The organism is Burkholderia sp. ABCPW 11 (genome assembly GCF_001523445.1).
In the GTDB taxonomy this organism is placed as follows: domain Bacteria; phylum Pseudomonadota; class Gammaproteobacteria; order Burkholderiales; family Burkholderiaceae; genus Burkholderia.
In genome coordinates this window covers 154,182-175,189 of the sequence record NZ_LOVM01000073.1, presented here as the reverse complement: position 1 = coordinate 175,189, position 21,008 = coordinate 154,182, and the positions used below count along the sequence as shown (strand labels likewise).

21 protein-coding genes are annotated in these 21,008 nt (G+C 67.9%); 16 read left to right on the top strand and 5 right to left on the bottom strand.

Translation table 11 applies throughout. From position 1 onward, the window contains the following. Window positions 1-635 precede the first annotated feature (635 nt). From WS61_RS24715 to WS61_RS24695, 5 genes are all read left to right on the top strand, one after another. On the top strand, window positions 636-1,106 hold the full coding sequence (locus WS61_RS24715) for a rhodanese-like domain-containing protein (RefSeq protein ID WP_059504360.1): 471 nt from the start codon (window positions 636-638) through the stop codon (window positions 1,104-1,106). 28 nt (window positions 1,107-1,134) lie between these two features. After that, window positions 1,135-2,076, top strand: coding sequence for a serine O-acetyltransferase EpsC (gene epsC, locus WS61_RS24710; protein ID WP_059504358.1), 942 nt, complete (start codon window positions 1,135-1,137; stop codon window positions 2,074-2,076). A gap of 8 nt (window positions 2,077-2,084) precedes the next feature. Further along, entirely contained in the window at window positions 2,085-2,306 is a 222-nt protein-coding gene (locus tag WS61_RS24705; protein WP_059504356.1) for a helix-turn-helix domain-containing protein, read from the top strand. Window positions 2,307-2,443: 137 nt separating this feature from the next. Continuing rightward, window positions 2,444-3,376, top strand: a complete 933-nt coding sequence (locus WS61_RS24700; protein ID WP_034205507.1) for a family 2A encapsulin nanocompartment shell protein — start codon at window positions 2,444-2,446, stop codon at window positions 3,374-3,376. After that, window positions 3,351-5,351, top strand: coding sequence for a family 2A encapsulin nanocompartment cargo protein cysteine desulfurase (locus tag WS61_RS24695; protein ID WP_059504354.1), 2,001 nt, complete (start codon window positions 3,351-3,353; stop codon window positions 5,349-5,351). Before WS61_RS24700 ends, WS61_RS24695 begins: the two co-directional genes overlap by 26 nt. Window positions 5,352-5,458: 107 nt before the next feature. Here WS61_RS24695 and WS61_RS24690 read toward each other — a convergent pair whose 3' ends face one another. The 4 genes from WS61_RS24690 to WS61_RS24675 form a co-directional block, all read right to left on the bottom strand. Further along, on the bottom strand, window positions 5,459-5,713 hold the full coding sequence (locus WS61_RS24690; RefSeq protein ID WP_059504352.1) for a hypothetical protein: 255 nt from the start codon (window positions 5,711-5,713) through the stop codon (window positions 5,459-5,461). A gap of 98 nt (window positions 5,714-5,811) precedes the next feature. Then, complete coding sequence (gene groL, locus WS61_RS24685) at window positions 5,812-7,452, bottom strand: chaperonin GroEL (RefSeq protein WP_059504350.1); 1,641 nt, start codon at window positions 7,450-7,452, stop codon at window positions 5,812-5,814. 12 nt (window positions 7,453-7,464) lie between these two features. Further along, window positions 7,465-7,755 (bottom strand): co-chaperone GroES, encoded by a 291-nt coding sequence (locus tag WS61_RS24680; protein WP_011356207.1) that lies wholly within the window; start codon window positions 7,753-7,755, stop codon window positions 7,465-7,467. A 191-nt stretch (window positions 7,756-7,946) separates the two neighbouring features. Further along, window positions 7,947-8,897 (bottom strand): LysR substrate-binding domain-containing protein, encoded by a 951-nt coding sequence (locus tag WS61_RS24675; RefSeq protein WP_059504348.1) that lies wholly within the window; start codon window positions 8,895-8,897, stop codon window positions 7,947-7,949. 163 nt (window positions 8,898-9,060) lie between these two features. On the opposite strand from WS61_RS24675, the gene WS61_RS24670 reads away from it, so the two are divergent. The 3 genes from WS61_RS24670 (at window position 9,061) to WS61_RS24660 (ending at window position 12,404) form a co-directional block, all read left to right on the top strand. After that, window positions 9,061-10,215 (top strand): M20 aminoacylase family protein, encoded by a 1,155-nt coding sequence (locus WS61_RS24670; protein WP_373557136.1) that lies wholly within the window; start codon window positions 9,061-9,063, stop codon window positions 10,213-10,215. 73 nt (window positions 10,216-10,288) lie between these two features. Further along, window positions 10,289-11,071: an ABC transporter substrate-binding protein gene (locus WS61_RS24665; RefSeq protein ID WP_059504346.1), complete on the top strand. Its 783-nt coding sequence runs from the start codon at window positions 10,289-10,291 to the stop codon at window positions 11,069-11,071. Between the two features lie 148 nt (window positions 11,072-11,219). Then, window positions 11,220-12,404: a porin gene (locus tag WS61_RS24660; protein WP_059504344.1), complete on the top strand. Its 1,185-nt coding sequence runs from the start codon at window positions 11,220-11,222 to the stop codon at window positions 12,402-12,404. Window positions 12,405-12,501: 97 nt separating this feature from the next. Here WS61_RS24660 and WS61_RS24655 read toward each other — a convergent pair whose 3' ends face one another. Then, window positions 12,502-13,521: an NAD(P)-dependent alcohol dehydrogenase gene (locus tag WS61_RS24655; RefSeq protein ID WP_059504343.1), complete on the bottom strand. Its 1,020-nt coding sequence runs from the start codon at window positions 13,519-13,521 to the stop codon at window positions 12,502-12,504. A gap of 128 nt (window positions 13,522-13,649) precedes the next feature. Here WS61_RS24655 and WS61_RS24650 point away from each other — a divergent pair, with 128 nt between their 5' ends. The 8 genes from WS61_RS24650 (at window position 13,650) to WS61_RS24615 (ending at window position 21,006) form a co-directional block, all read left to right on the top strand. Continuing rightward, complete coding sequence (locus tag WS61_RS24650; protein ID WP_059504341.1) at window positions 13,650-14,624, top strand: LysR substrate-binding domain-containing protein; 975 nt, start codon at window positions 13,650-13,652, stop codon at window positions 14,622-14,624. Window positions 14,625-14,667: 43 nt separating this feature from the next. Next, window positions 14,668-14,871, top strand: a complete 204-nt coding sequence (locus WS61_RS36115; RefSeq protein ID WP_059504339.1) for a hypothetical protein — start codon at window positions 14,668-14,670, stop codon at window positions 14,869-14,871. An 84-nt stretch (window positions 14,872-14,955) separates the two neighbouring features. After that, window positions 14,956-15,675, top strand: a complete 720-nt coding sequence (locus WS61_RS24640) for an SDR family oxidoreductase (RefSeq protein ID WP_059504375.1) — start codon at window positions 14,956-14,958, stop codon at window positions 15,673-15,675. Between the two features lie 137 nt (window positions 15,676-15,812). After that, window positions 15,813-17,762 (top strand): arylsulfatase, encoded by a 1,950-nt coding sequence (locus tag WS61_RS24635; protein ID WP_059504336.1) that lies wholly within the window; start codon window positions 15,813-15,815, stop codon window positions 17,760-17,762. A gap of 16 nt (window positions 17,763-17,778) precedes the next feature. Further along, the gene (locus WS61_RS24630) at window positions 17,779-18,828 is read left to right on the top strand and encodes a formylglycine-generating enzyme family protein (protein WP_059504334.1); all 1,050 of its coding nucleotides are present in this window, start codon (window positions 17,779-17,781) and stop codon (window positions 18,826-18,828) included. Continuing rightward, on the top strand, window positions 18,825-19,637 hold the full coding sequence (locus WS61_RS24625) for a MetQ/NlpA family lipoprotein (RefSeq protein WP_059504332.1): 813 nt from the start codon (window positions 18,825-18,827) through the stop codon (window positions 19,635-19,637). The genes WS61_RS24630 and WS61_RS24625 overlap by 4 nt, the downstream gene beginning before the upstream one ends. After that, window positions 19,631-20,614: a YkgJ family cysteine cluster protein gene (locus WS61_RS24620; RefSeq protein ID WP_059504330.1), complete on the top strand. Its 984-nt coding sequence runs from the start codon at window positions 19,631-19,633 to the stop codon at window positions 20,612-20,614. Before WS61_RS24625 ends, WS61_RS24620 begins: the two co-directional genes overlap by 7 nt. Before the next feature lie 65 nt (window positions 20,615-20,679). Next, on the top strand, window positions 20,680-21,006 hold the full coding sequence (locus WS61_RS24615) for an antibiotic biosynthesis monooxygenase (RefSeq protein ID WP_059504328.1): 327 nt from the start codon (window positions 20,680-20,682) through the stop codon (window positions 21,004-21,006). The last annotated feature ends 2 nt before the right edge of the window (window positions 21,007-21,008 follow it).

Here is a 21,008-nt window from a genome sequence, read left to right as displayed (position 1 = left end):
AGGAGAAACTCATCCCCCATTGATGACTCGTTCTTTGTCGGCCCGACTACCTGTCAGATCAAGTCCCGGCTAATACATGTGAGGCATCGTCTGTGGATGTATCTTGCGCGAATCTGGCTTGTACTCTGGCTGCTTTCGCTGGTTCAGCAAACGTTGCAGCACGGGTGAGCACCCGCGGTTCTGCGTGGTGTGACAGAGCCGGTCAGCCCGGCTTGATTTATCCGGAATCGATATTGCTGTCGGGCATCTTGACGGCGTCGGCCCGTGAACGTTCGCCTTCGCTATCGAACCCGTCCTCACCCCTGCCACCGCCGCAACTCACGGCGCGTGAGCTGTCCATTCCATTGCCTCGAACACGAGATGACGGAATGGTCCATCCGGCCTTTTAAAACGCTTCGATGCACGACATCGAACGGTCATCGCCTTCCATTTCCAGCCCGCCCGCCACCGCGCATCGATAGCGCGCGTCCGTCATTGCATTCCCCACGGCGCTGATTAGGAAATGAATTTTTATTGGTTCTGCTTCCCCGACCGCACTCGCATAGTGGTGCTGACGGCTATAGACAGCACGCAAGCTGCAACAGCCGCATTCCCGGTGTTTTGTTCATACGAATTTGCGAGAACAAGGAAGTGTCATGACGGTTGAACTGCAAGAACGAACCGCTGCGCAGCAGGCGCTCGAAGACGCGCGCGCGGCGGCCGTGGCGGCCGGCACGCCCTATGCGGGCGGCATCGCGCCGGAAGCCGCGTGGGCGCTGTTCTCGGCGGGCGACGCATTGCTGGTGGACGTGCGCACGGCCGAGGAGCGGAAATTCGTCGGCCACGTGCCGGAGTCGCTGCACGTGCCGTGGGCGACCGGCACGAGCCTGACGCGCAACCCGCGCTTCGTGCGCGAACTGGAAGCGAAGACCGGCAAGGACGCAGTCGTGCTGTTGTTGTGCCGTAGCGGCAACCGTTCGGCGCAGGCGGCCGAGGCCGCGGCGAAGGGTGGTTTCACGCAGGTTTTCAATGTGCTCGAAGGCTTCGAGGGCGATCTCGACGAACGGCAGCATCGCGGCGGCCGCAACGGCTGGCGCTTTCGCGGCCTGCCGTGGGCGCAGGATTGATTCACGGCCGTGACGGGGAGAAGGCAGGATGGCCGCATTCGACATCGACGACATCGTTCAATCGCTGCAGACGGTGCGCCGCGCATGGCGTGAAAAGCAGCGGCGCTCGCTCGAACCGGGTGGGCGCGATTTGCCGGCGCGAGAAGCGCTCGCGCAGATCGTCGGCGCGCTGAAGGGCGTGCTGTTCCCGATGCGGCTCGGGCCGCCCGATCTGCGGCAGGAAAGCGAGGACTTCCACGTGGCCCATGCGCTCGATTCGGCGCTGAATGCGCTGCTCGCGCAGGTGACGCTCGAATTGCGCTACGCAGCGCGTCAGCGCAATGCCGACGGGCCACCGCCCGATCGCATCGATGAAGTCGCGTCGACGGCCGTGCAGGCGTTCGCCGCGCGCTTGCCGGAGATTCGCCGGCTGCTCGACAGCGACGTGCTGGCGGCCTTCCACGGCGATCCGGCGGCCGGCAGCGTCGACGAGGTGCTGCTGTGCTATCCGGGCATCCTCGCGATGATCCACCACCGGCTCGCGCACGAGCTGTACGGGCTCGGCCTGCCGCTGCTCGCGCGGATCATCGCCGAGCAGGCGCATGCGGAGACGGGCATCGACATTCATCCGGGCGCGCGCATCGGCGCGGGCTTCTTCATCGACCACGGCACGGGCGTCGTGATCGGCGAGACGGCGATCATCGGCGAGCGCGTGCGCGTGTACCAGGCCGTCACGCTCGGCGCGAAGCGCTTCCCGCGCGATGCGGCCGGCCATCTGGAGAAAGGGCTCGCGCGCCATCCGATCGTCGAGGACGACGTCGTGATCTATGCGGGCGCAACGATCCTCGGCCGCGTGACGATCGGGCGGGGCGCGGTGATCGGCGGCAACGTGTGGCTCACGCAAGACGTGCCGGCCGGCGAAAACGTCACGCAGGCCGTGCTGCGCAGCGAAGCAAACGCCGCGCCGCGCACGGCGGCGCGCGTCACTTAGGAGGGGCGATGAGCGACCTCGTCCATCACTTCGGCGCCAACGTGCGCAAGCTGCGCGAAGCGCGCACGTGGTCGCAGGAGCAACTGGCCGAGCATGCGGGGCTGAACCGCTCGTACGTCGGCGAGATCGAGCGCGGCGAGGCGATCGCGTCGATCGTCACGGCCGACAAGATCGCCCGTGCGTTCGACGTGTCGATCTCGACGCTGCTGCCGGCCGCATACGTCACCTGAGGTTGCCCCGCATCGTTTCCCTCTTCGGTTGCACGACCTGACGGCTATAGCATGTTGAGCCGGCAGGGGCGTGCTTCCGATAATCACCGAGCGTCATAAGCAATCCTGTTTTTCATCTTAAGAACCCGGAGCCACACATGTCGACCGTTGCAAGCGGCACGGCCGCGCTGAGCGATCACGCCGCCCGCCAACTAGCGAACGCTACCAAGACCGTCCCCCAGCTTTCCACGATCACGCCGCGCTGGCTGACCCATCTGCTGCAATGGGTGCCGGTCGAGGCCGGCATCTACCGCCTGAACCAGGTGAAGAACCCGGAAGCCGTGCGCGCCGCGTGCACGCAGCTCGAGGACGAAAGCGTGTTGCCGCAGACCTTCGTGCCGTACGAGGAACAGCCGCGCGAATACTTCCTGAACGCGGTGAGCACGGTGCTCGACGTGCATACGCGGATTTCCGATCTTTACAGTAGTCCTCACGACCAGATCAAGGAGCAGCTGCGCCTGACGATCGAGACGATCAAGGAGCTGCAGGAAAGCCAGCTGATCAACAATCCCGACTACGGGCTGCTCGCGAACGTGACCGACGAACAGCGAATCTTCCCGCTGACGGGTGCACCGACGCCGGACGATCTCGACGAGCTGCTGACGAAGGTATGGAAGGAGCCGGCCTTCTTCCTCACGCACCCGCTCGCGATCGCCGCATTCGGCCGCGAATGCACGCGGCGCGGCGTGCCGCCGCCGACGGTCAGCCTGTTCGGCTCGCAGTTCCTCACGTGGCGCGGCATTCCGCTGATTCCGTCGGACAAGGTGCCGGTCGCGGACGGCAAGACCAAGATCCTGCTGCTGCGCGTCGGCGACAAGCGCCAGGGCGTCGTCGGCCTGTATCAGCCGGGCGTCGCGGGCGAACAGGGGCCGGGCCTGTCGGTGCGCTTCATGGGGATCAACAATCAGGCGATCGCGTCGTACCTGATCTCGCTGTATTGCTCGCTCGCGGTCCATTCGCCGGATGCGCTGGCTGTCCTCGATGACGTCGAAATCGCCAAGTACCATGACTATCCCGACACCTACCGTTAATCCCGGCCTGGCCGGCGCGGACGCGCACGGGTTGCCGCATGCGTCGCTGCCGGCCGGGCTGCCCGACCCGGCGACGCTCGCGCGGCTCGCGTCCGAATTCTTCGCGACGCCGCCCGGGCAGGCCACCGCGCCAGGGCTGTCAGCAGGCAGCGGCGCGGTCGGCGGCGTGCCGTCGGCATTGCCGGCGGCGGCACCGATCCTCGCGTCCGTCAGCAACCCGGTGCCGGGCGGCTCGCCGCTCGCAGGCCCGGGCGGGGCGGGCACCGGTGTGCCGGGGCTCGCGCTGCCGCAGGGCAAGGCGCCCGGCACGAATCTCGCGCCATCTGCGCCGACGCACGTGTTGTCGCTCGGCAATCGCGCACCGGCGCTCGCGCCGCATGCGGCCGCGCAGAACGGGTTGCCAGACAACGTCGTGTCGATCGCGCCCGCGCTCGAACCGCGGGTTGGCGGGGCGGCGCTCGGCGTACCGCAAGTGAGCGCCGCCGCACCGGAAGGCGCGGGGAAGGCGTCGCCGTACTACTTCACCGACGGTTCGCTGCAGGGCTGGCAGGCGACGCCGCAGGACATCGTCGTGCCGTCGAACGGGCTCGCGTCGCCGGAAGCATTCGGGTTGCCGGGCGACGACGCGCTGCGCGCGCTGTTCGCCGTGCAGCGCGACGTGCCGGTGTCGCATGCGTCGGGCACCGACGTGCCGCGCTACTTCATCGACGATGCGCAGGCAGCCGCGCCGCAAGGCCAGCTGCATCGCGGTGCCCATCCGCCGTTCGACGTGAACGCGATCCGCCGCGATTTCCCGATCCTGCAGGAGCGCGTGAACGGCAAGCAACTCGTCTGGTTCGACAACGCTGCGACGACGCACAAGCCGCAGGCCGTGATCGACCGCCTCGCGTACTTCTACGCACACGAGAACTCGAACATCCACCGCGCGGCGCACGCATTGGCTGGCCGAGCGACGGATGCGTACGAGCATGCACGGGAAACGGTGCAGCGCTTCATCGGCGCATCGTCGCCCGACGAGATCGTGTTCGTGCGGGGTACGACCGAGGCGATCAATTTGATCGCGAAGACGTGGGGCGTGCAGAACGTCGGCGAAGGCGACGAGATCGTCGTGTCGCATCTCGAGCATCACGCGAACATCGTGCCGTGGCAGCAGCTTGCCGCGCAGAAGGGCGCGACGCTGCGCGTGATTCCGGTCGACGATTCGGGGCAGGTAGTGCTCGACGAATATCGGAAGCTGCTCAACGATCGCACGAAGATCGTGTCCGTCACGCAGGTATCGAACGCGCTCGGCACGGTCGTGCCGGTGAAGGAGATCATCGAGCTCGCGCATCGTGCCGGTGCGAAGGCGCTGGTCGACGGCGCGCAGTCGATCTCGCACATGCGTGTGGACGTGCAGGCGCTCGACGCGGATTTCTTCGTGTTCTCCGGGCACAAGATCTACGGGCCGACCGGGATCGGGGTCGTGTACGGCAAGCGTGCGATCCTCGACGACATGCCGCCGTGGCAGGGAGGCGGCAACATGATCGCGGACGTGACGTTCGAGCGCACGGTGTTCCAGCCGCCGCCGAACCGCTTCGAAGCCGGCACCGGCAACATCGCGGACGCGGTGGGGCTCGGCGCGGCGCTCGACTACGTGAACCGCGTCGGCATCGAGAACATCGCGCGCTACGAGCACGATTTGCTTGCATACGCAACGAGCGTGCTGGCGCCGGTGCCGGGCGTGCGGCTCGTCGGCACCGCGCGCGACAAGGCGAGTGTGCTGTCGTTCGTGCTGAAGGGCTACGAAACCGAGGAAGTCGGGCAGGCGCTGAACGACGAGGGAATCGCCGTGCGCTCGGGGCATCACTGCGCGCAACCGATTCTGCGGCGCTTCGGGCTCGAGGCCACGGTGCGGCCGTCGCTCGCGTTCTACAACACGTGCGATGAAGTCGATGCGCTGGTGAGCGTCGTCAGGAGACTGGCGGCGCGACGCTGACGTTGGTGTCGACATCGATGTTGACCCGCTTGCGGCGGCCTTCGCGGGCCGCCGCAAGCGTTTTCATGTCAACCGGTCAGAAACGTGGCGACGGATTTCGGACGCCATCACCTGCGTGACGATGCCCGTGCGTTGCATGAAGAGGCCGTGGCGGCGTGCACGACGTGAAACGATTGCGTGGTGGACACGGTCGGAATGCTTTGGACAACGACAGGATGATTGCCGGTGAGCCCGAGCAGCGCGACCTCCTGCGCGAAGGTGCGGCGCGCGCGGGCGTCGCTTGCGACACATTCGTCGACGGTGGCGACGGTCTGCCCGTGCAGCACCTGCATGAAAGGCAGCGAGCCGGTCAGGCCGGCCACGTGTCAGCGAACAATGCGCAACGACCGCTGTCGCCGCGCATCGCAGGATCCAGCCAGGCCGCGCACGCCGGCGAACCGGCGCGCACACTGCCGCGTCGTCAGAAATCGAATCCCGGCCCGCCCGCGCCCGGGCCGCCCGGTGCGGCAGCCGGCGCCGCATCCTTCGGCGCTTCGAACACGGTCGCATCGGTCGTCAGCAGCAGGCCGGCCACCGACGCCGCGTTCTGCAGCGCGGTGCGCGTGACCTTGGTCGGATCGAGCACGCCCGATTCGACGAGGTCGCCGTACTCGCCCGTCTGCGCGTTGTACCCGAAGTTGCCCGTGCCTTCGGCAACTTTCGCGACGACGACGCTCGCTTCCTCGCCCGCATTCGTGACGATCTGGCGCAGCGGTTCTTCCAGCGCGCGCAGCACGATCTTGATGCCCGCGTCCTGATCGGCGTTCGCGCCTTTCAACTCGCGGATCGCCTGCCGCACGCGGATCAGTGCGACGCCGCCGCCCGGCACGATGCCTTCTTCCACTGCCGCGCGCGTCGCGTGCAGCGCGTCGTCGACGCGATCCTTCTTCTCCTTCACCTCGATTTCGGTCGCGCCGCCGACCTTGATCACCGCCACGCCGCCCGCGAGCTTCCCGACGCGTTCCTGCAGCTTCTCGCGGTCGTAGTCGGACGTCGCCTCGTCGATCTGCACGCGGATCTGCTTCACGCGCGCTTCGATGTTCTTCGCATCGCCCGCGCCGTCGATCACGGTGGTGTTTTCCTTGCCGACCTCGATGCGTTTCGCCTGGCCCAGGTCAGCGAGCGTGGCTTTCTCGAGCGTCAAGCCGGTTTCCTCGGCGATCACCTGGCCGCCGGTGAGAATCGCGATGTCCTCGAGCAGCGCCTTGCGGCGATCGCCGAAGCCCGGCGCCTTGACCGCGACCGTCTTCAGGATGCCGCGGATGTTGTTCACGACGAGCGTCGCGAGCGCTTCGCCTTCGACGTCTTCCGCGATGATCAGCAGCGGCCGGCCTGACTTGGCGACCTGTTCGAGCACCGGCAGCAGGTCGCGGATGTTCGAGATCTTCTTGTCGTGCAGGAGGATGTACGGGCTCTCGATCTCGGCGATCTGCTTGTCGGGATTGTTGATGAAATACGGCGACAGGTAACCGCGGTCGAATTGCAGCCCCTCGACGACGTCGAGCTCGTCGGCGAGCGACTTGCCGTCCTCGACGGTGATCACGCCTTCCTTGCCGACGCGGTCGATCGCTTCGGCAATGCGCTGGCCGATCGACTCCTCGCCGTTCGCGGAAATCGTCGCCACCTGCGCGATTTCCTTGCTGGTGGTGGTCGGCTTGCTGATCTTCTTCAATTCGTCGACGGCCGATGCGACGGCCTTGTCGATGCCGCGCTTCAGGTCGAGCGGATTGAGCCCGGCCGCGACGTATTTCTGGCCCTCGCGGACGATCGCCTGCGCGAGCACGGTGGCCGTCGTCGTGCCGTCGCCGGCCGCGTCGCTGGTGCGCGACGCGACTTCCTTCACGAGCTGCGCGCCGATGTTCTGCAGTTTGTCCGCGAGTTCGATTTCCTTCGCGACCGACACGCCGTCCTTCGTGACGACGGGCGCGCCGAAGCTGCGTTCGAGCACGACGTTGCGGCCTTTCGGCCCGAGCGTGACCTTCACCGCGTTCGCGAGGATGTTGACGCCTTCGGTCAGCTTCGCACGTGCGACGTCGCTGAAAATGATTTCCTTGGCTGCCATGATTGTGCTCCGTTATTGATTGACGACCGCGACGATGTCTTCCTCGCGCAGCACGAGAAACTCGTTGCCGTCCACCTTGACGGCTTGCCCCGCGTACTTGCCGAACAGCACGCGCTCGCCGACCTGCAGGTCTGGCACGATGCGCTGGCCGTCCGCGTCCTTGCGGCCGGGGCCGACGGCGATCACTTCGCCCTGGTCGGGCTTTTCGGCCGCGCTGTCGGGAATCACGATGCCCGATGCGGTGGTGGTTTCCTGATCGAGTCGCTTCACGATCACGCGATCGTGCAGGGGGCGTAGGCTCATTTTTTCGTCCTGTGCTGTTCTGTCGAAATTGGCTGGCACTCTTTAACAGAGAGTGCTGACGAGTATAGAAATGCGCGGCGACGCGATCCAATAACGGATTCGGAAAAGCATTTGCGCGAATGCGCTTTGGGAGCAGCGCCGGCTCCGCCGCATGGAGACCGTCGCCGGACGCAACGCGCAACGCGGATGCGTCAGATCAGCAGCGACACCGTCCTGAACAGCGCGAGATCGTCCTTGCGCGCGGAGCGCGCGTGCCGCCGGACGACCTGCAGCAGGCAGTCGATGAAGCAGCGCGCGGCCTCGCTCAGCGTGCTGCTGCGGCGCGTGACGATGCCGAGCTCGCGCGGCTCGAAGGTCTCCTTCAGCGACAGCGCGCGCATCCGCTCGCCGAACGGCGGCACGGCGGCAAGAATCGTCGGGCACCACGTGCACATGTCGGCCTGCTCGAGCATCGTCTGCAGCATCGCGACCGATTGCGCGCGCACGATGCGCCGCTCGTCGATCTGCGCGCCGTGGCGCGTGAACAGGTAGTCGACGAGCGCCGCCTGGCCGTCCACCGCGAAATTCAGCACCCAATCGTTGTCGAGTAGATCGTGGATCGATCGCGCGCGTTCGCGCGGGTGGCCGGCGCGCACCATCACCGAGGTCTCGTAACGCAGCATCGGCTCGAACGCGAATTCCTGCGCGCTGCCCGGCTGCACGTGCCCGAGCGCGAAATCCATGGTGCCGTCGCGCAGCAGCGGCTGCGCGACGGCGATCAACGCTTCGTAGAGTTCGAGACGCACGTCGGGCATCCGTTCTCGAAAACGCAGCACCGTTTCCGCGAGGAACGTCATGGTGAGCCATGGCGTGACGCCGACGCTCAGCCGCCCCTCGATGCGCCCGCGCATCCGTTCGAGATCGCTCTGCGCGTGCTCCAGTTGTTTCAGCACGAGCTTCGCGTGCGTGAGCAAAGTTTTCCCGTATTCGGTGAAACCGATGCCCTCCGGCGCGCGCACGAGCAGCGGCAGGCGCTCGTTTGCCTCCAGCTCGCGCAACGCGCGCGTGACGGCCGCCTGCGACAGCCCGAGCATGCGCGCCGCGCCCCGGATGCTGCCGGCCTCCGCGCTCGCGACGAGCGCCTGCAACTGATGCAGTTTCATGGTGCGATACCCGACAACGAAAGGTTGTCATCATAACGAAACCGCGGCTGTTCGCCCGGATTTTCACTGCATACGATCCCGTCACGATTCGCCCTCCGGCGATCGGCAACCGGAACGTAGCGAAGGAGTATCGGGGTTGGGCCAGACACGAATTTTTCCCGAAATGGCAGCGATCGAAGCCGAGATGATCGCGCTGCGCCGCCGGCTGCACGCGCATCCCGAGCTCGGCTTCGAGGAACGCGCGACCGGCGATCTCGTCGCCGAGCACCTGACAACATGGGGTTATCGGGTGGAGCGCGGCCTCGGCGGCACCGGCGTGGTCGGCACGCTGGCGCGCGGCGCCGGCAAGCGGCTCGGGTTGCGCGCGGACATGGACGCGTTGCCGATCCGCGAGACGACCGGGCTGCCGCATGCGAGCCGGCACGACGGCGTGATGCACGCGTGCGGCCACGACGGCCATACGGCGATGCTGCTCGCCGCTGCGTGCTGCATCGCGGCGCGCGCGCGTTTCACGGGCACGCTGAACCTGATCTTCCAGCCGGCGGAGGAAGGGCTCGGCGGCGCGAAGCGCATGCTCGACGACGGGCTGTTCACGCGGTTCCCGTGCGACGCGGTATTCGCGATGCACAACGTGCCGGGGTTGCCGGCCGGCGTGCTCGGCTTCTGCGACGGCTCGGCGATGGCGTCGGCCGACGAGGTGCGCGTGCGCGTGACGGGCCGCGGCGGGCACGGCGCCGCGCCGCACACGACGGTCGATCCGGTGGTGGTTTGCGCATCGATCGTGATGGCGCTGCAGACGATCGTGTCGCGCAACGTGAATCCGCAGGAGCTGGCGATCGTCACGGCGGGCGCGATCCATGCGGGCGCTGCGTCGAACGTGATTCCGCCGCACGCGGAGCTCGAACTGAGCGTGCGCGCGCTGTCGCCGGACGTGCGCGCGCTGCTCGAGCGGCGCATCCGCGAGGTCGTGCACGGGCAGGCCGCGAGTTATGGCGCGACGGCCGAGATCGACTACCGGCACACCTATCCGGTGCTCGTCAATCACGCGGCGGAAACGGCATTCGCCCGCGAAGTCGCGCGCGAATGGGGTGGCGACGGCGCGCTGATTCCGCAGCTGCGGCCGATCGCGGCGAGCGAGGACTTCGCGTTCATGCTGAACGCGTGCCCGGGCAGCTACCTGTCGATCGGCAACGGCGACGGCAACGGCGATGGCGCGACCGGATGCGGGCTGCACCACCCCGGCTACGACTTCAACGATGCATGTCTCGCGACGGGCGCGAGCTATTGGGTCGCGCTGGCGGAGCGATATCTCGCGTGACGCGGCGCACGCGGCGAACCGGCGCCCGATGCGCCGGACGAATTCGATTCACGATCTACACAAGGAGACTGCAATGAAGCAGTGGATGGCGGCGCTCTCGATGGCGCTGGCGGCAGGGGCCGCACATGCAGGCGACTGGGCGGGCAAGGATATCCGGCTCGCGGTCGATCCGACCTACCCGCCGCTCGAGTACAAGCTGCCGGACGGCACGCTGACCGGGTTCGGGATCGACATCACGAATGCGCTGTGCGCGGAACTGAAGGCGCGCTGCGTGTGGGTCGAGTCGAGTTTCGACGGGATGATCCCGGGGCTGCTCGCGCGCAAGTTCGACGTGATCGCGTCGTCGATGACGATCACGCCGAAGCGGATGCAGCAGATCGCGTTCACGAACCGGATCTCGAACGCGCCTGCGCGGCTGATTGCGCGCAAGGGTTCGCCGTTGCTGCCGACGGCCGAATCGCTGAAGGGCAAGCGGATCGGTGTCGAGCAGGGCTCCGCGCAGGCCGACTATGCGATCGCGAACTGGCAGCGGGCCGGCGTGCAGATCGTGTCCTACCCGAACAAGGACCAGGTCTACGCGGATCTCGTGACGGGGCGGCTCGACGCGGCGTTCCAGGCGTCGATCGCGGCCAGCGACGGTTTCCTGAAGAAGCCGCAGGGCAAGGACTTTGCATTCGCCGGTGAAGCGGTCGACGACACGAAGTACTTCGGGCAGGGCGACGGGCTCGGTCTGCGCAAGCAGGACACCGACTTGCGCGACGCGTTCAATCGCGCGCTCGCGACGATTCTCGCAAACGGCACGTATCGGCGGATCAACCGGAAGTATTTCGATTTCGACATCTACGGCGCGAAGTGAGCCGCGCGGCGTGCTGTCGGCGCGTCGCACGTGAGGAGACCCCGCGCGCGATCGACCGCGCGCCGGATACCGGGAATGACCGCCTGCACGGCCTGCGAATCGCGCGGGCATTCACGTGCAGGCCCGGAAAAACGAATAAGGATAACGAATGAACTGGAGAATTTTTTTCGTCGCGGTTCCGGCGCTGTGCGCAGTGCCTGCGTTCGCGCAGGGTAGCATCACGCTCTACGGTCTGGTCGACACTGGTATCGACTATACGAACGACGTCGGCGGCCACGGTGCGTGGCAGATGGCGAGCGGCTTCGCGCAGGGCAGCCGCTGGGGGCTGAAGGGCGCCGAGGATCTCGGCGGCGGCTATAGCGCGCTGTTCCAGATCGAGAGCGGCTTCAACGTGAACGCCGGCACGCTCGCGCAGGGCGGGCGCATGTTCGGGCGGCAGGCTTATGTCGGGCTCGGCAGCACGCGCTACGGCACGCTGACGCTCGGCCGGCAATACGATTCTGTGGTCGACTATCTCGCGCCGACGACCGCGAACGGGAGCTGGGGCGTCTATCCGTTCTCGCATCCGCTCGATAACGACAACACGGGCAACACGTTCCGCGTCGACAACACGGTCAAGTACGCGAGCCCGGATTTCTCGGGTTTCTCGTTCGGCGGCACCTACAGCTTCAGCAACGACACGGGCTTCGCGAACAACCGGGTGTGGAGCGTCGGCGCGCGGTACGAGCACGGCGGGCTGCTGGTCGGCGCTGCGTTCCTGAACGCGAACGACCCCGGCGCGACGTCCGGCGGCGCGGTCGCGGGTTCGGGTTCGGTCGGCGCCGATGCGAACTTTGCGTCGGCGCGGCTGCGAATCTTCGGGGCGGGGATCAACTACACGGCCGGGCTCGCGACGGTCGGCTTCGCGTACACGAACAGCAACGTCACGCGTCCGACCGCGAACGTCGGCTACCTGTTCGGCGACGAGACGATCGCGCCCATGACGGGGCTGCTCGCCGGCGGCACGGTGACGGCGATCAAGTACCAGAACTTCGAGCTGAACGGCAAATACCAGTTCACGCCCGCGTTCTTCGTCGGCGCGCAGTACGTGTACACGACGGTGCGCTACGACGCGACGACGGGCAGCGCGAAGCCGAAGATCCATTCGATCGGGCTGATGGCCGACTACGACCTGTCGAAGCGAACGGACGTGTACCTGATGGGCGCGTATCAGCGGGTTGCGGGCGACGCGACGGGTTCGTCGCTCGATCGGGCGCTCATCCCCGGCGCGGCGGACCTGTCGTCGACGTCCAAGCAACTGATGGCGCATGCGGGGATTCGTCACCGGTTCTGACGGCGTGCGGTCAAGCGGCGGCAACGGACGGCGGAAGACTCGTCGCCCGTCGCCGCCGACGTGCGTGCGCGATCGCGCAACGCGCCGCTTTCTCCCGTCACGCCGCGACGCGAATCACGACCTTGCCGAAATGCTGGCCCGACTGCAGGTACGTATAAGCTTCCGGCGCTTCGTCGAAGCCGAACACGCGATCGACGACGGGCCGGATCCGCTTCGCGTCGACGAGACGGACGACGTCGTCGAGCATCGCGCGGCTGCCGACCATGATCCCGTGAAGCCGCCGGATGCCGCCGATCAGCGACAGCAGCCCGAGTTCGGGGCCGCCGAAACTGCTGAGGCCGCCGATCACCGACACGATGCCGCCCAGCTTCGTCGCGACGACCGAGCGCGGCAGCGTGTCGCGTCCGCCGACCTCGACGACGAGATCCGCACCCGCGCCGTCGGTGAGCCGCAGCACTTCATGCTGCCATTCGGGCGTCGCGCGATAGTTGATCGTTGCATCCGCACCGAGTGCACGCGCGCGTTCGAGCTTCGCGTCGCTCGACGATGTGACGATCGTCCGTAGCCCCGCCGCATGCGCGAGCTGCAGCGCGACGATCGATACGCCGCCGGTGCCGAGCAGCACGACGGTTGAGCCGGGGCCTGCGCCGCCGTCGGCGAACAGCGCATTCCAAGCGGTCACGCCCGCGCACGACAGCGTCGCCGCCTCGTCGTAATCGAGATGCGCGGGAATCGCGACCAGCGCGGTTTCGTCGGACACGAAGTGTTCGGCCAGCACGCCGTCGAATTGCGCGCCGGGCGAACCGGAGACTTTCGCCGGCGTGGGCGGCCCGTCGATCCAGCGCGGGAAATACGTGTTGATCACGCGATCGCCGGGCTTGAAGCGCGTGACGTCGCGGCCGGTTTCGACGACTTCGCCCGCGCCGTCGGCCACGGGAATCAGCGGCGCGTCGCCGATGCCGAGATAATCGCCGCGCGCGAACATCAGGTCGCGATAGTTCAGCCCGGCCGAGTGGATCTTCACGACGACGTCGGTCGGCCCAACCGGCGGGCTGGCCGCGTCGATGCGCCGGAGCCCGGCGACGCCGTCGCCCGGTTTCAGTTGCCATGCATGCATGTTCGACTCCTGGTTCGAGGGGGACGGGACTATCATAGTGTTGCGTATGGGGACGCATTGGCGAGAGTTTGGCCACGTACTGTTTCCATGCGGGACACAAACCTGCGAACGAACCGGAGCGGAATCACATGGACGAGCGGCTGAGAGGCGTCGCGGAATTCGTCGAGGTCGTGGAGTCGGGCAGCTTCGCGGCGGCGGCGTTGCGCGTCGGCGTCACGCGTTCGGCGGTCGCGAAGGTCGTCGCGCGGCTCGAGCACCGTCTCGGCGTGCGGCTGCTGCAGCGCACGACCCGCCAGCTCAACCTGACCGACGAAGGGAACGTCTATTACGAGCAATGCCGGCGGTTGCTGGCCGAACTCGGCGAAACGGAGGCCGCGCTCGACGCGGGCCGCCGCGAGCCGTCCGGACGGCTGCGCATCAGCGTGCCCGTGCTGTTCGGGCGCCAATGCGTGGCCCCGGTCATGCGGCGTCTCGTCGAGCGTCATCCGCGGCTCGAAATCGACGTGTCGTTCAGCGACCGCGTGGCCGACCTGATCGACGACGGCTTCGACATCGCGGTGCGCATCGGCGAGCTGGCCGATACGAGTGCGCTCGTCGGGCGGCGGCTGGGCGTGCAGCGCATGGGCATCTGCGCTTCGCCCGCGTATCTCGAACAGCATGGCCGGCCGTCGGGGCTCGACGAACTCGCGTCGCACGTCGGCATCGCGTACTCGCGCGGCGGGCAGCCGGTGCCGTGGCGGATCATCGGCGCGGACGGCCAGGCGCACGACCACCGCGTGGCCGGGCGCCTGCGGTTCGACGACCTGCAGGCGATCGCCGAGGCCGCCGCCGCCGGCGCGGGCCTCGCATGGCTACCGTGCTGGCTGATGGCGCCGTACTTGCGCGACGGCCGGCTCGCGCTGGTGATGGACAGCAACAGCGTATCGGGCGCGGAGGTGTTCGCGGTGCGGCCGAAGTCGCGGCACGTGCCGTCGAAGGTGCGCGTCGTCGTCGATGCGCTGGTCGACGAGATCCCGCGGGTGCTGGCGTCGGATGACGGAGACGGGCAGCGCACGCCGCATCGTCGCGAGCGCGATCCGCGCCCCTCGCGCATGGTCGGTTGACGCGGCGTAGGTCGCGTCGACGTACCTGATCCTGGCGCCCGGCATGTCGGCCGGCGCCGTCGCGTTCGTCGCATCGCAGCAGCCGATTCTCGTCGCGGCGCTCGCGCTGCTGCTCGGGGCGCTCGCGTTGCCGGCAGGCAGGGTGCTCGCATGGCAGATCGCGTCGCGACGCGATCTGCCGATGGCGGTAAGCCGCCCCGCTCGAGCGAAGCGGATGGCGGCGACCGTACGCGTTTTTCTCACGTGACGCACAATCGTGCGGAACGTGCATGCGACGCGCGGCAGCGTACGCATCGCGCCGTCTTCGATTCTTTCGTACGAGGCACGAATCATGTCATCCCGCACTTATCTCGTCACCGGCGCGTCGCGCGGCATCGGCTTCGCGGTCAGCACGCTGCTCGCGCGGCGCGGCCATCGCGTCATCGGCGTCGCGCGGCATGCGCAGGACATCGATTTCCCCGGGGAATTGCACGCATGCGATCTCGCCGATATCGGGCAGACGGCCGCGACGCTCGCGCGTATCGGTGCGTCGGCCGATATCGACGGCATCGTGAACAACGCAGGCATCGCGTTGCCGCAGCCGCTCGGGCAGATCGACTTCGGCTCGCTGCAGGCCGTATTCGATCTGAACGTGCGGGCGGCGATCCAGGTCACGCAGCATTTCGCCGACGTGATGAAGGCGCGCGGCCATGGACGCATCGTCAACGTCTGCAGCCGCGCGATCTTCGGCAGTCTCGATCGCACCGCATATTCGGCCGCGAAAAGCGCGCTCGTCGGCTGCACGCGCACGTGGGCGCTCGAACTCGCCGAACACGGCGTGACCGTCAACGCGGTGGCGCCCGGCCCGATCGAGACCGAACTGTTCCGCCAGACGCGGCCGGTCGGCAGCGAAGCCGAGCGCAAGGTGCTCGCGACGATTCCCGCGCGCCGGCTCGGCACGCCCGACGACGTCGCGGCTGCAATCGCGTTTTTCCTGTCGGACGAAGCCGGTTTCGTCACGGGGCAGGTGCTGGCCGTGGACGGCGGCGGCAGCCTCGGCGGGCGCAACTGACGCACGGCGGCGCGGTGCGTGGCGGCCGGCGCGCATCGCATATTCCCGCACCCCGTTAGCATGTGACGAATCCGACTTTGGGCACCGCGCGCGCGACGCTAAGATCGCCGATCCCGTAGATCGAGCGTTCCGCAACAATGAAAAAGTCCGCGTCGCCGTTGCATGCTTTTCGTTTCCGTGTCGTCTGCGCCGCGATTGCCGGTGCGGTGTCGCTCGCGTCGTGCGGCGGCGTCGACGGCGATCCGCCGCCGCAAGCCAGCGCGACGCCGTCGGCCAAGCGCCCGAACATCCTGTACATCATGGCCGACGATCTCGGCTATTCCGACATCCATGCGTTCGGCGGCGAAATCGACACGCCGAACCTCGACGCGCTCGTCGCGTCCGGTCGCATCCTGTCGAACCACCACACGGGCACCGTCTGCGCGATCACGCGCGCGATGCTGGTGTCAGGCACCGATCACCATCTCGTCGGCGAAGGCACGATGGGCGTGCCGACCGACGAGCGGCGCGGGCTGCCCGGCTACGAGGGCTACCTGAACGACCGCGCGCTGTCGTTCGCGCAACTGCTGAAGGACGCCGGCTATCACACGTATATCGCGGGCAAGTGGCACATCGGCTCGGGGATCGTCGGCAGTACGACGGGCAGCGGGCAGACGCCCGACCAGTGGGGTTTCGAGCGCAGCTACGTGCTGCTCGGCGGCGCGGCGACGAACCACTTCGCGCACGAGCCGGCCGGCTCGTCGAACTACGCGGAAGACGGCCGCTACGTGCAGCCTGGCCAGCCCGGGCAGCCGGGCGGTGCGGGCGGCAACCCGGCCGTGTTCTATTCGACCGATTTCTATACGCAGAAACTGATCTCGTACATCGATGCGAACAAGCAGGACGGCAAGCCGTTCTTCGCATACGCGGCCTACACGTCGCCGCACTGGCCGCTGCAGGTGCCCGATCCGTGGCTGCACAAGTACGCGGGCGTGTACGACGCCGGCTACGATGCGATCCGCAACGCGCGGATTGCCCGACAGAAGGCGCTCGGCCTGATTCCCGCCGATTTCAAACCGTTCGACGGCCTGCCGGAAACGACGGCCGCATCGCCCGCGACCGCGAACGACGGCAAGGCCGGCGCGAAGTACGTCAGCGCCGTGCATTCGGCCGCGGACGGCTACGTCGACTACGGCCCCGGCAAGGTCGACAAGCTGTGGTCGAGCCTGTCGCCGGCCGAGCGCCGGGCGCAGGCGCGCTACATGGAAATCTACGCGGGGATGGTCGAGAACCTCGACTACAACATCGGACTCCTGATCCAGCATCTGAAGGACATCGGCGAATACGACAACACGTTCATCATGTTCCAGTCGGACAACGGCGCGGAAGGCTGGCCGATCGATTCCGGCGCCGACCCGACCGCGACCGATACCGCGAACGCGCAGGAGCCGACCTATTCGGCGCTCGGCACCGACAACGGCAAGCAGAATGCGCAGCGCCTGCAGTACGGGTTGCGCTGGGCCGAAGTGAGCGCGGCGCCGTTCCGGCTCACGAAAGGCTATTCGGGCGAAGGCGGCGTATCGACGCCGACGATCGTGCACCTGCCGGGCCAGTCGCAGCCGTTGCCGACGCTGCGCGCGTTCACGCACGTGACCGACAACACGGCGACGTTCCTCGCGGTCGCGGGCGTCACGCCGCCGTCGCAGCCGGCGCCGCCGCTCGTGAACACGCTGACGGGCGTCGACCAGAACAAGGGCAAGGTCGTCTACAACAACCGCTACGTGTATCCGGTCACGGGCCAGTCGCTGCTGCCGGTGCTCACGGGCTCGGCGACGGGCGAAGTGCACACGACGCCGTTCGGCGACGAAGCGTATGGCCGCGCGTACCTGCGCAGCGCCGACGGCCGCTGGAAGGCGCTGTGGACCGAGCCGCCGCTCGGGCCGCTCGACGGTCACTGGCAACTGTACGACCTCGCGTCGGACCGTGGCGAGACGACCGACGTGTCCGCGCAGAATCCGTCCGTGATCGGCGCGCTAGTCGACCAGTGGAAGGCCTACATGAGCAACGTCGGCGGCGTCGAGCCGCTGCGGCCGCGCGGCTACTACTGAGCGCGGGGGCGACACGATGCGGTTCCGCTTCTGGACGATCGGCGCGACGCTGGCCGCCACGCTGTTCGCCGCCGCGTTCGCGGCAGGCTACGCGAACCCGGCGGCGTCGGCCGGCGGCGCATTCGACGACCTGAATCGCGGCCGCACGCTCGCGCCGCTCGGTTCGGAGCGCGAGTGCGAACGCTATTCGGGCTTGCCGTCGAAGTGGCGCGACGATCCGAAGGCCGGGATGGTGCACCTGCGCGGCGGCGCGTTCGTGTTCGGCAGCACGCGCGGCTATGCGGACGAGCGTCCGGCCGGCGACGGCCGCACGCGCGTCGGCGGCTTCTGGATCGACCAGACCGACGTGACGATCGCGCAGTTCGCGGCATTCGTGCAGGCGACCGGTTACGTGACCGAGGCCGAGCAGCAGGGCGGCGCGGCGGTGTTCCATGTGCCGACGCGCGACGAGATGAACGCGCGCGACCTCGCGTGGTGGTCGTGGGTGAAGGGCGCGTCGTGGCGGCATCCGCGCGGGCCCGGCAGCGACGTGGCGGGGCTCGGTAACCTGCCGGTGACGCTCGTCACGCAGCGCGATGCGCTCGCGTATGCGCACTGGCTCGGCCGCGACTTGCCGACCGAGGCCGAATGGGAGTACGCGGGCAAGGCCGGCCGCGACGACGCATCGCTCGATGCGGCGCCGCGCGACGCGCAGGGCAAGCCGGCCGCGAACTACTGGCAGGGCGCGTTTCCGGTGCTCGATTCGGCGGAGGACGGCCACGCGGGGTTGGCCCCCGTCGGCTGCTATGCGGCGAACGGCTTTCGTCTTTACGACATGATCGGCAACGCATGGGAATGGACGAAGGACGCGTACACGGGCCCGCATCAATCCCACACGAACGGCGACACGGCGGCCGTCGCCCCGCCGACGCGCCGGCACGATACGCCGATGGTGATCAAGGGCGGATCGTTCCTGTGCTCGCGCGATTACTGCGTGCGTTACCGCGCATCGTCGCGCGAGCAGCAGGAAGCCGATCTCGGCGCGTCGCATATCGGGTTTCGCACGATCCTGAGGGACGCTTCATGAAGCGGGCGATGACGCATTGCGTTGCCGCGTCGCTGGTCGTTGCGTGCGGCTTCGTATGTTCGGGTGCGGCTCTTGCCGCGGAAGCGGTGACGCAGGCGATACGCGTCGGTGTCACGCGCGGCGTGCATGCGGAGATCCTCGACGAGGTGAAGCGCGTCGCCGCCGCGCGTGGCCTCGATGTCGACGTCGTGCAGTTCGACGACGCGTCGCGCATCGATGCCGCGCTCGCGAACGGCCGAATCGACGCGGCGAGCTTCGAGGACGCGCAGCGCCTCGGCGCGACACGCGCGGAAAAAGGCTACGCATTGACCGCCGTCGCCCCGACCGTCACGTTGCCGATGGCGTTCTATTCCCGCAAGCTGACGAGCCTGAACGCATTGCAACCCGGCGCGACGGTCGCGCTTCCCGCCGATCCGCGCGGGATGGCGCGCGCGCTCGTGCTGCTGCAGAACGACACGCTGGTGACGCTGCGCGAGAAGGCCGGCCTGCATGCGACGCTGCGCGACGTGACGGGCAACCGGCTCGGGCTGAAATTCGTCGCGCTACGCCGCGACCGGCTTTACGCGGCGCTCGACACGGCCGCGTTCGTCGCGATCGACAGCGACGACGCGGCCCGCGCCGGGCTGCAGCCCGCGCGCGACAGCATCAGCCTGGAGGATGCGCGCTCGCCGTATGCGAACGTGCTGACGGTACGCGACGCCGATCGCGCGAAGCCATGGGTCGCGCAGCTCGTCGCCGCGTACCACTCGGACGACGTCGCGCACTTCATCCTCACGCGCTACCAGGATTCGGTGCGGCGGCCGTGGTAGACAGTTACCTGCTCGCGTGCAACGCGTGCGGCCGCTGCTGCAACAGCGCGCCGGCGCTGTCGTTGCGCGAACTGTTCCGGTATCGGCACCGCTTCGTCGGCGCCTTGACGATCCGCCGCGTGCCGAAGCGGCGCATCGGCGAACGCTGGCAAGCGGGCGGCCGCGAGCACGCGCTCGATGCGGACGACGTCGCGGCGGCCGATGCGTTGGCGGACCGGCTGTTCCATCGCGGCCGCGTGGATGGCGAATGGCTCGCGCTGACGCTGCAAGGCTACGACTATCCGTCGCTGGGCCGTTGCGCGGCGCTGGCCGACGACGGCCGCTGCGGCGTGCACGCGAACAAGCCGTCGATCTGCCGCGCGGTGCCGCTCGATCCGATGCTGCCCGACCGGTTGCAGGCACGCGTGCTCGCGACGCGGCGCGGCGATGCGGCGTGGCTCGGCGCGAATTGCATCGTCGATGCCGCGAGCGTGCAGTCTGCCGAGGTATCGGCGTTCCCGATTCCGCTGGTGACGGCCGGGCAGGTCGAGGATCGTGCGATGCTCGACGCGCATCGCGATGCGCTCGTGTTCGAGCGCGCGGTGTGGCGCGACGCCGTGTTCGCGTCGCTGGCCGACGGCGGACCGGGCGTGAGCGATGCGCTGTCGCGGCTGGCGCCCGGCGGCTACCTGACCGTGTCGATCGTGCCGGCCCTGCTGGCCGTCGCTCAGGTATCCGCGCATTGCCGCGCGCTGTGCATCGACTTCGTCGACGCCCAACTGACCTTGATCGGCACGAACATCGAAGCGGCGCTCGCGCGCCGACATGCCGACGACCGGCCCGCGACGCGCGAATTGCGCGGCTTCGCGCAGGCGCTGGAGCGGGCGCGACGGGCGCTCGCGGCGACGCCGGCATTCGCCGCCGCCACGCGCGACGATGCGTCACGCATCGAAGCGTGGCTCGACGATCGCGTCGACGCCGCTTCGCTCGCCGCCTGACGATCGCGGCACGCCGCGCGTGCCTTACACTTGGCGCTCTTTCAATCGTTGCAGAGCGAGCGGGCATGTACGCGTCGACTTTCATTTTTCGCGCCGGCCAGTACGACGACGAATTCCACCGGCTCGACCGGCAGATCGCCGACATGGCGCGCGCGACGCCCGGCTATCTCGGCGAGGAAACGTGGGAGAACGCGCAAGCCGGCTTGATCCAGAACGTCTATTACTGGGAATCCGAGGCGGCGCTGCGGCAGTTGATCCAGCATCCCGCGCATCTCGAGGCCAAGGCGAAGCAGGCGCGCTGGCTGGACGGGTATCGTGTCGTGATTTCGCAGGTGCTTCGCGAGTATGGCGACGGCAAGCTGACGCCGCCGCATGCGGCGCCATCCGCGTAAGG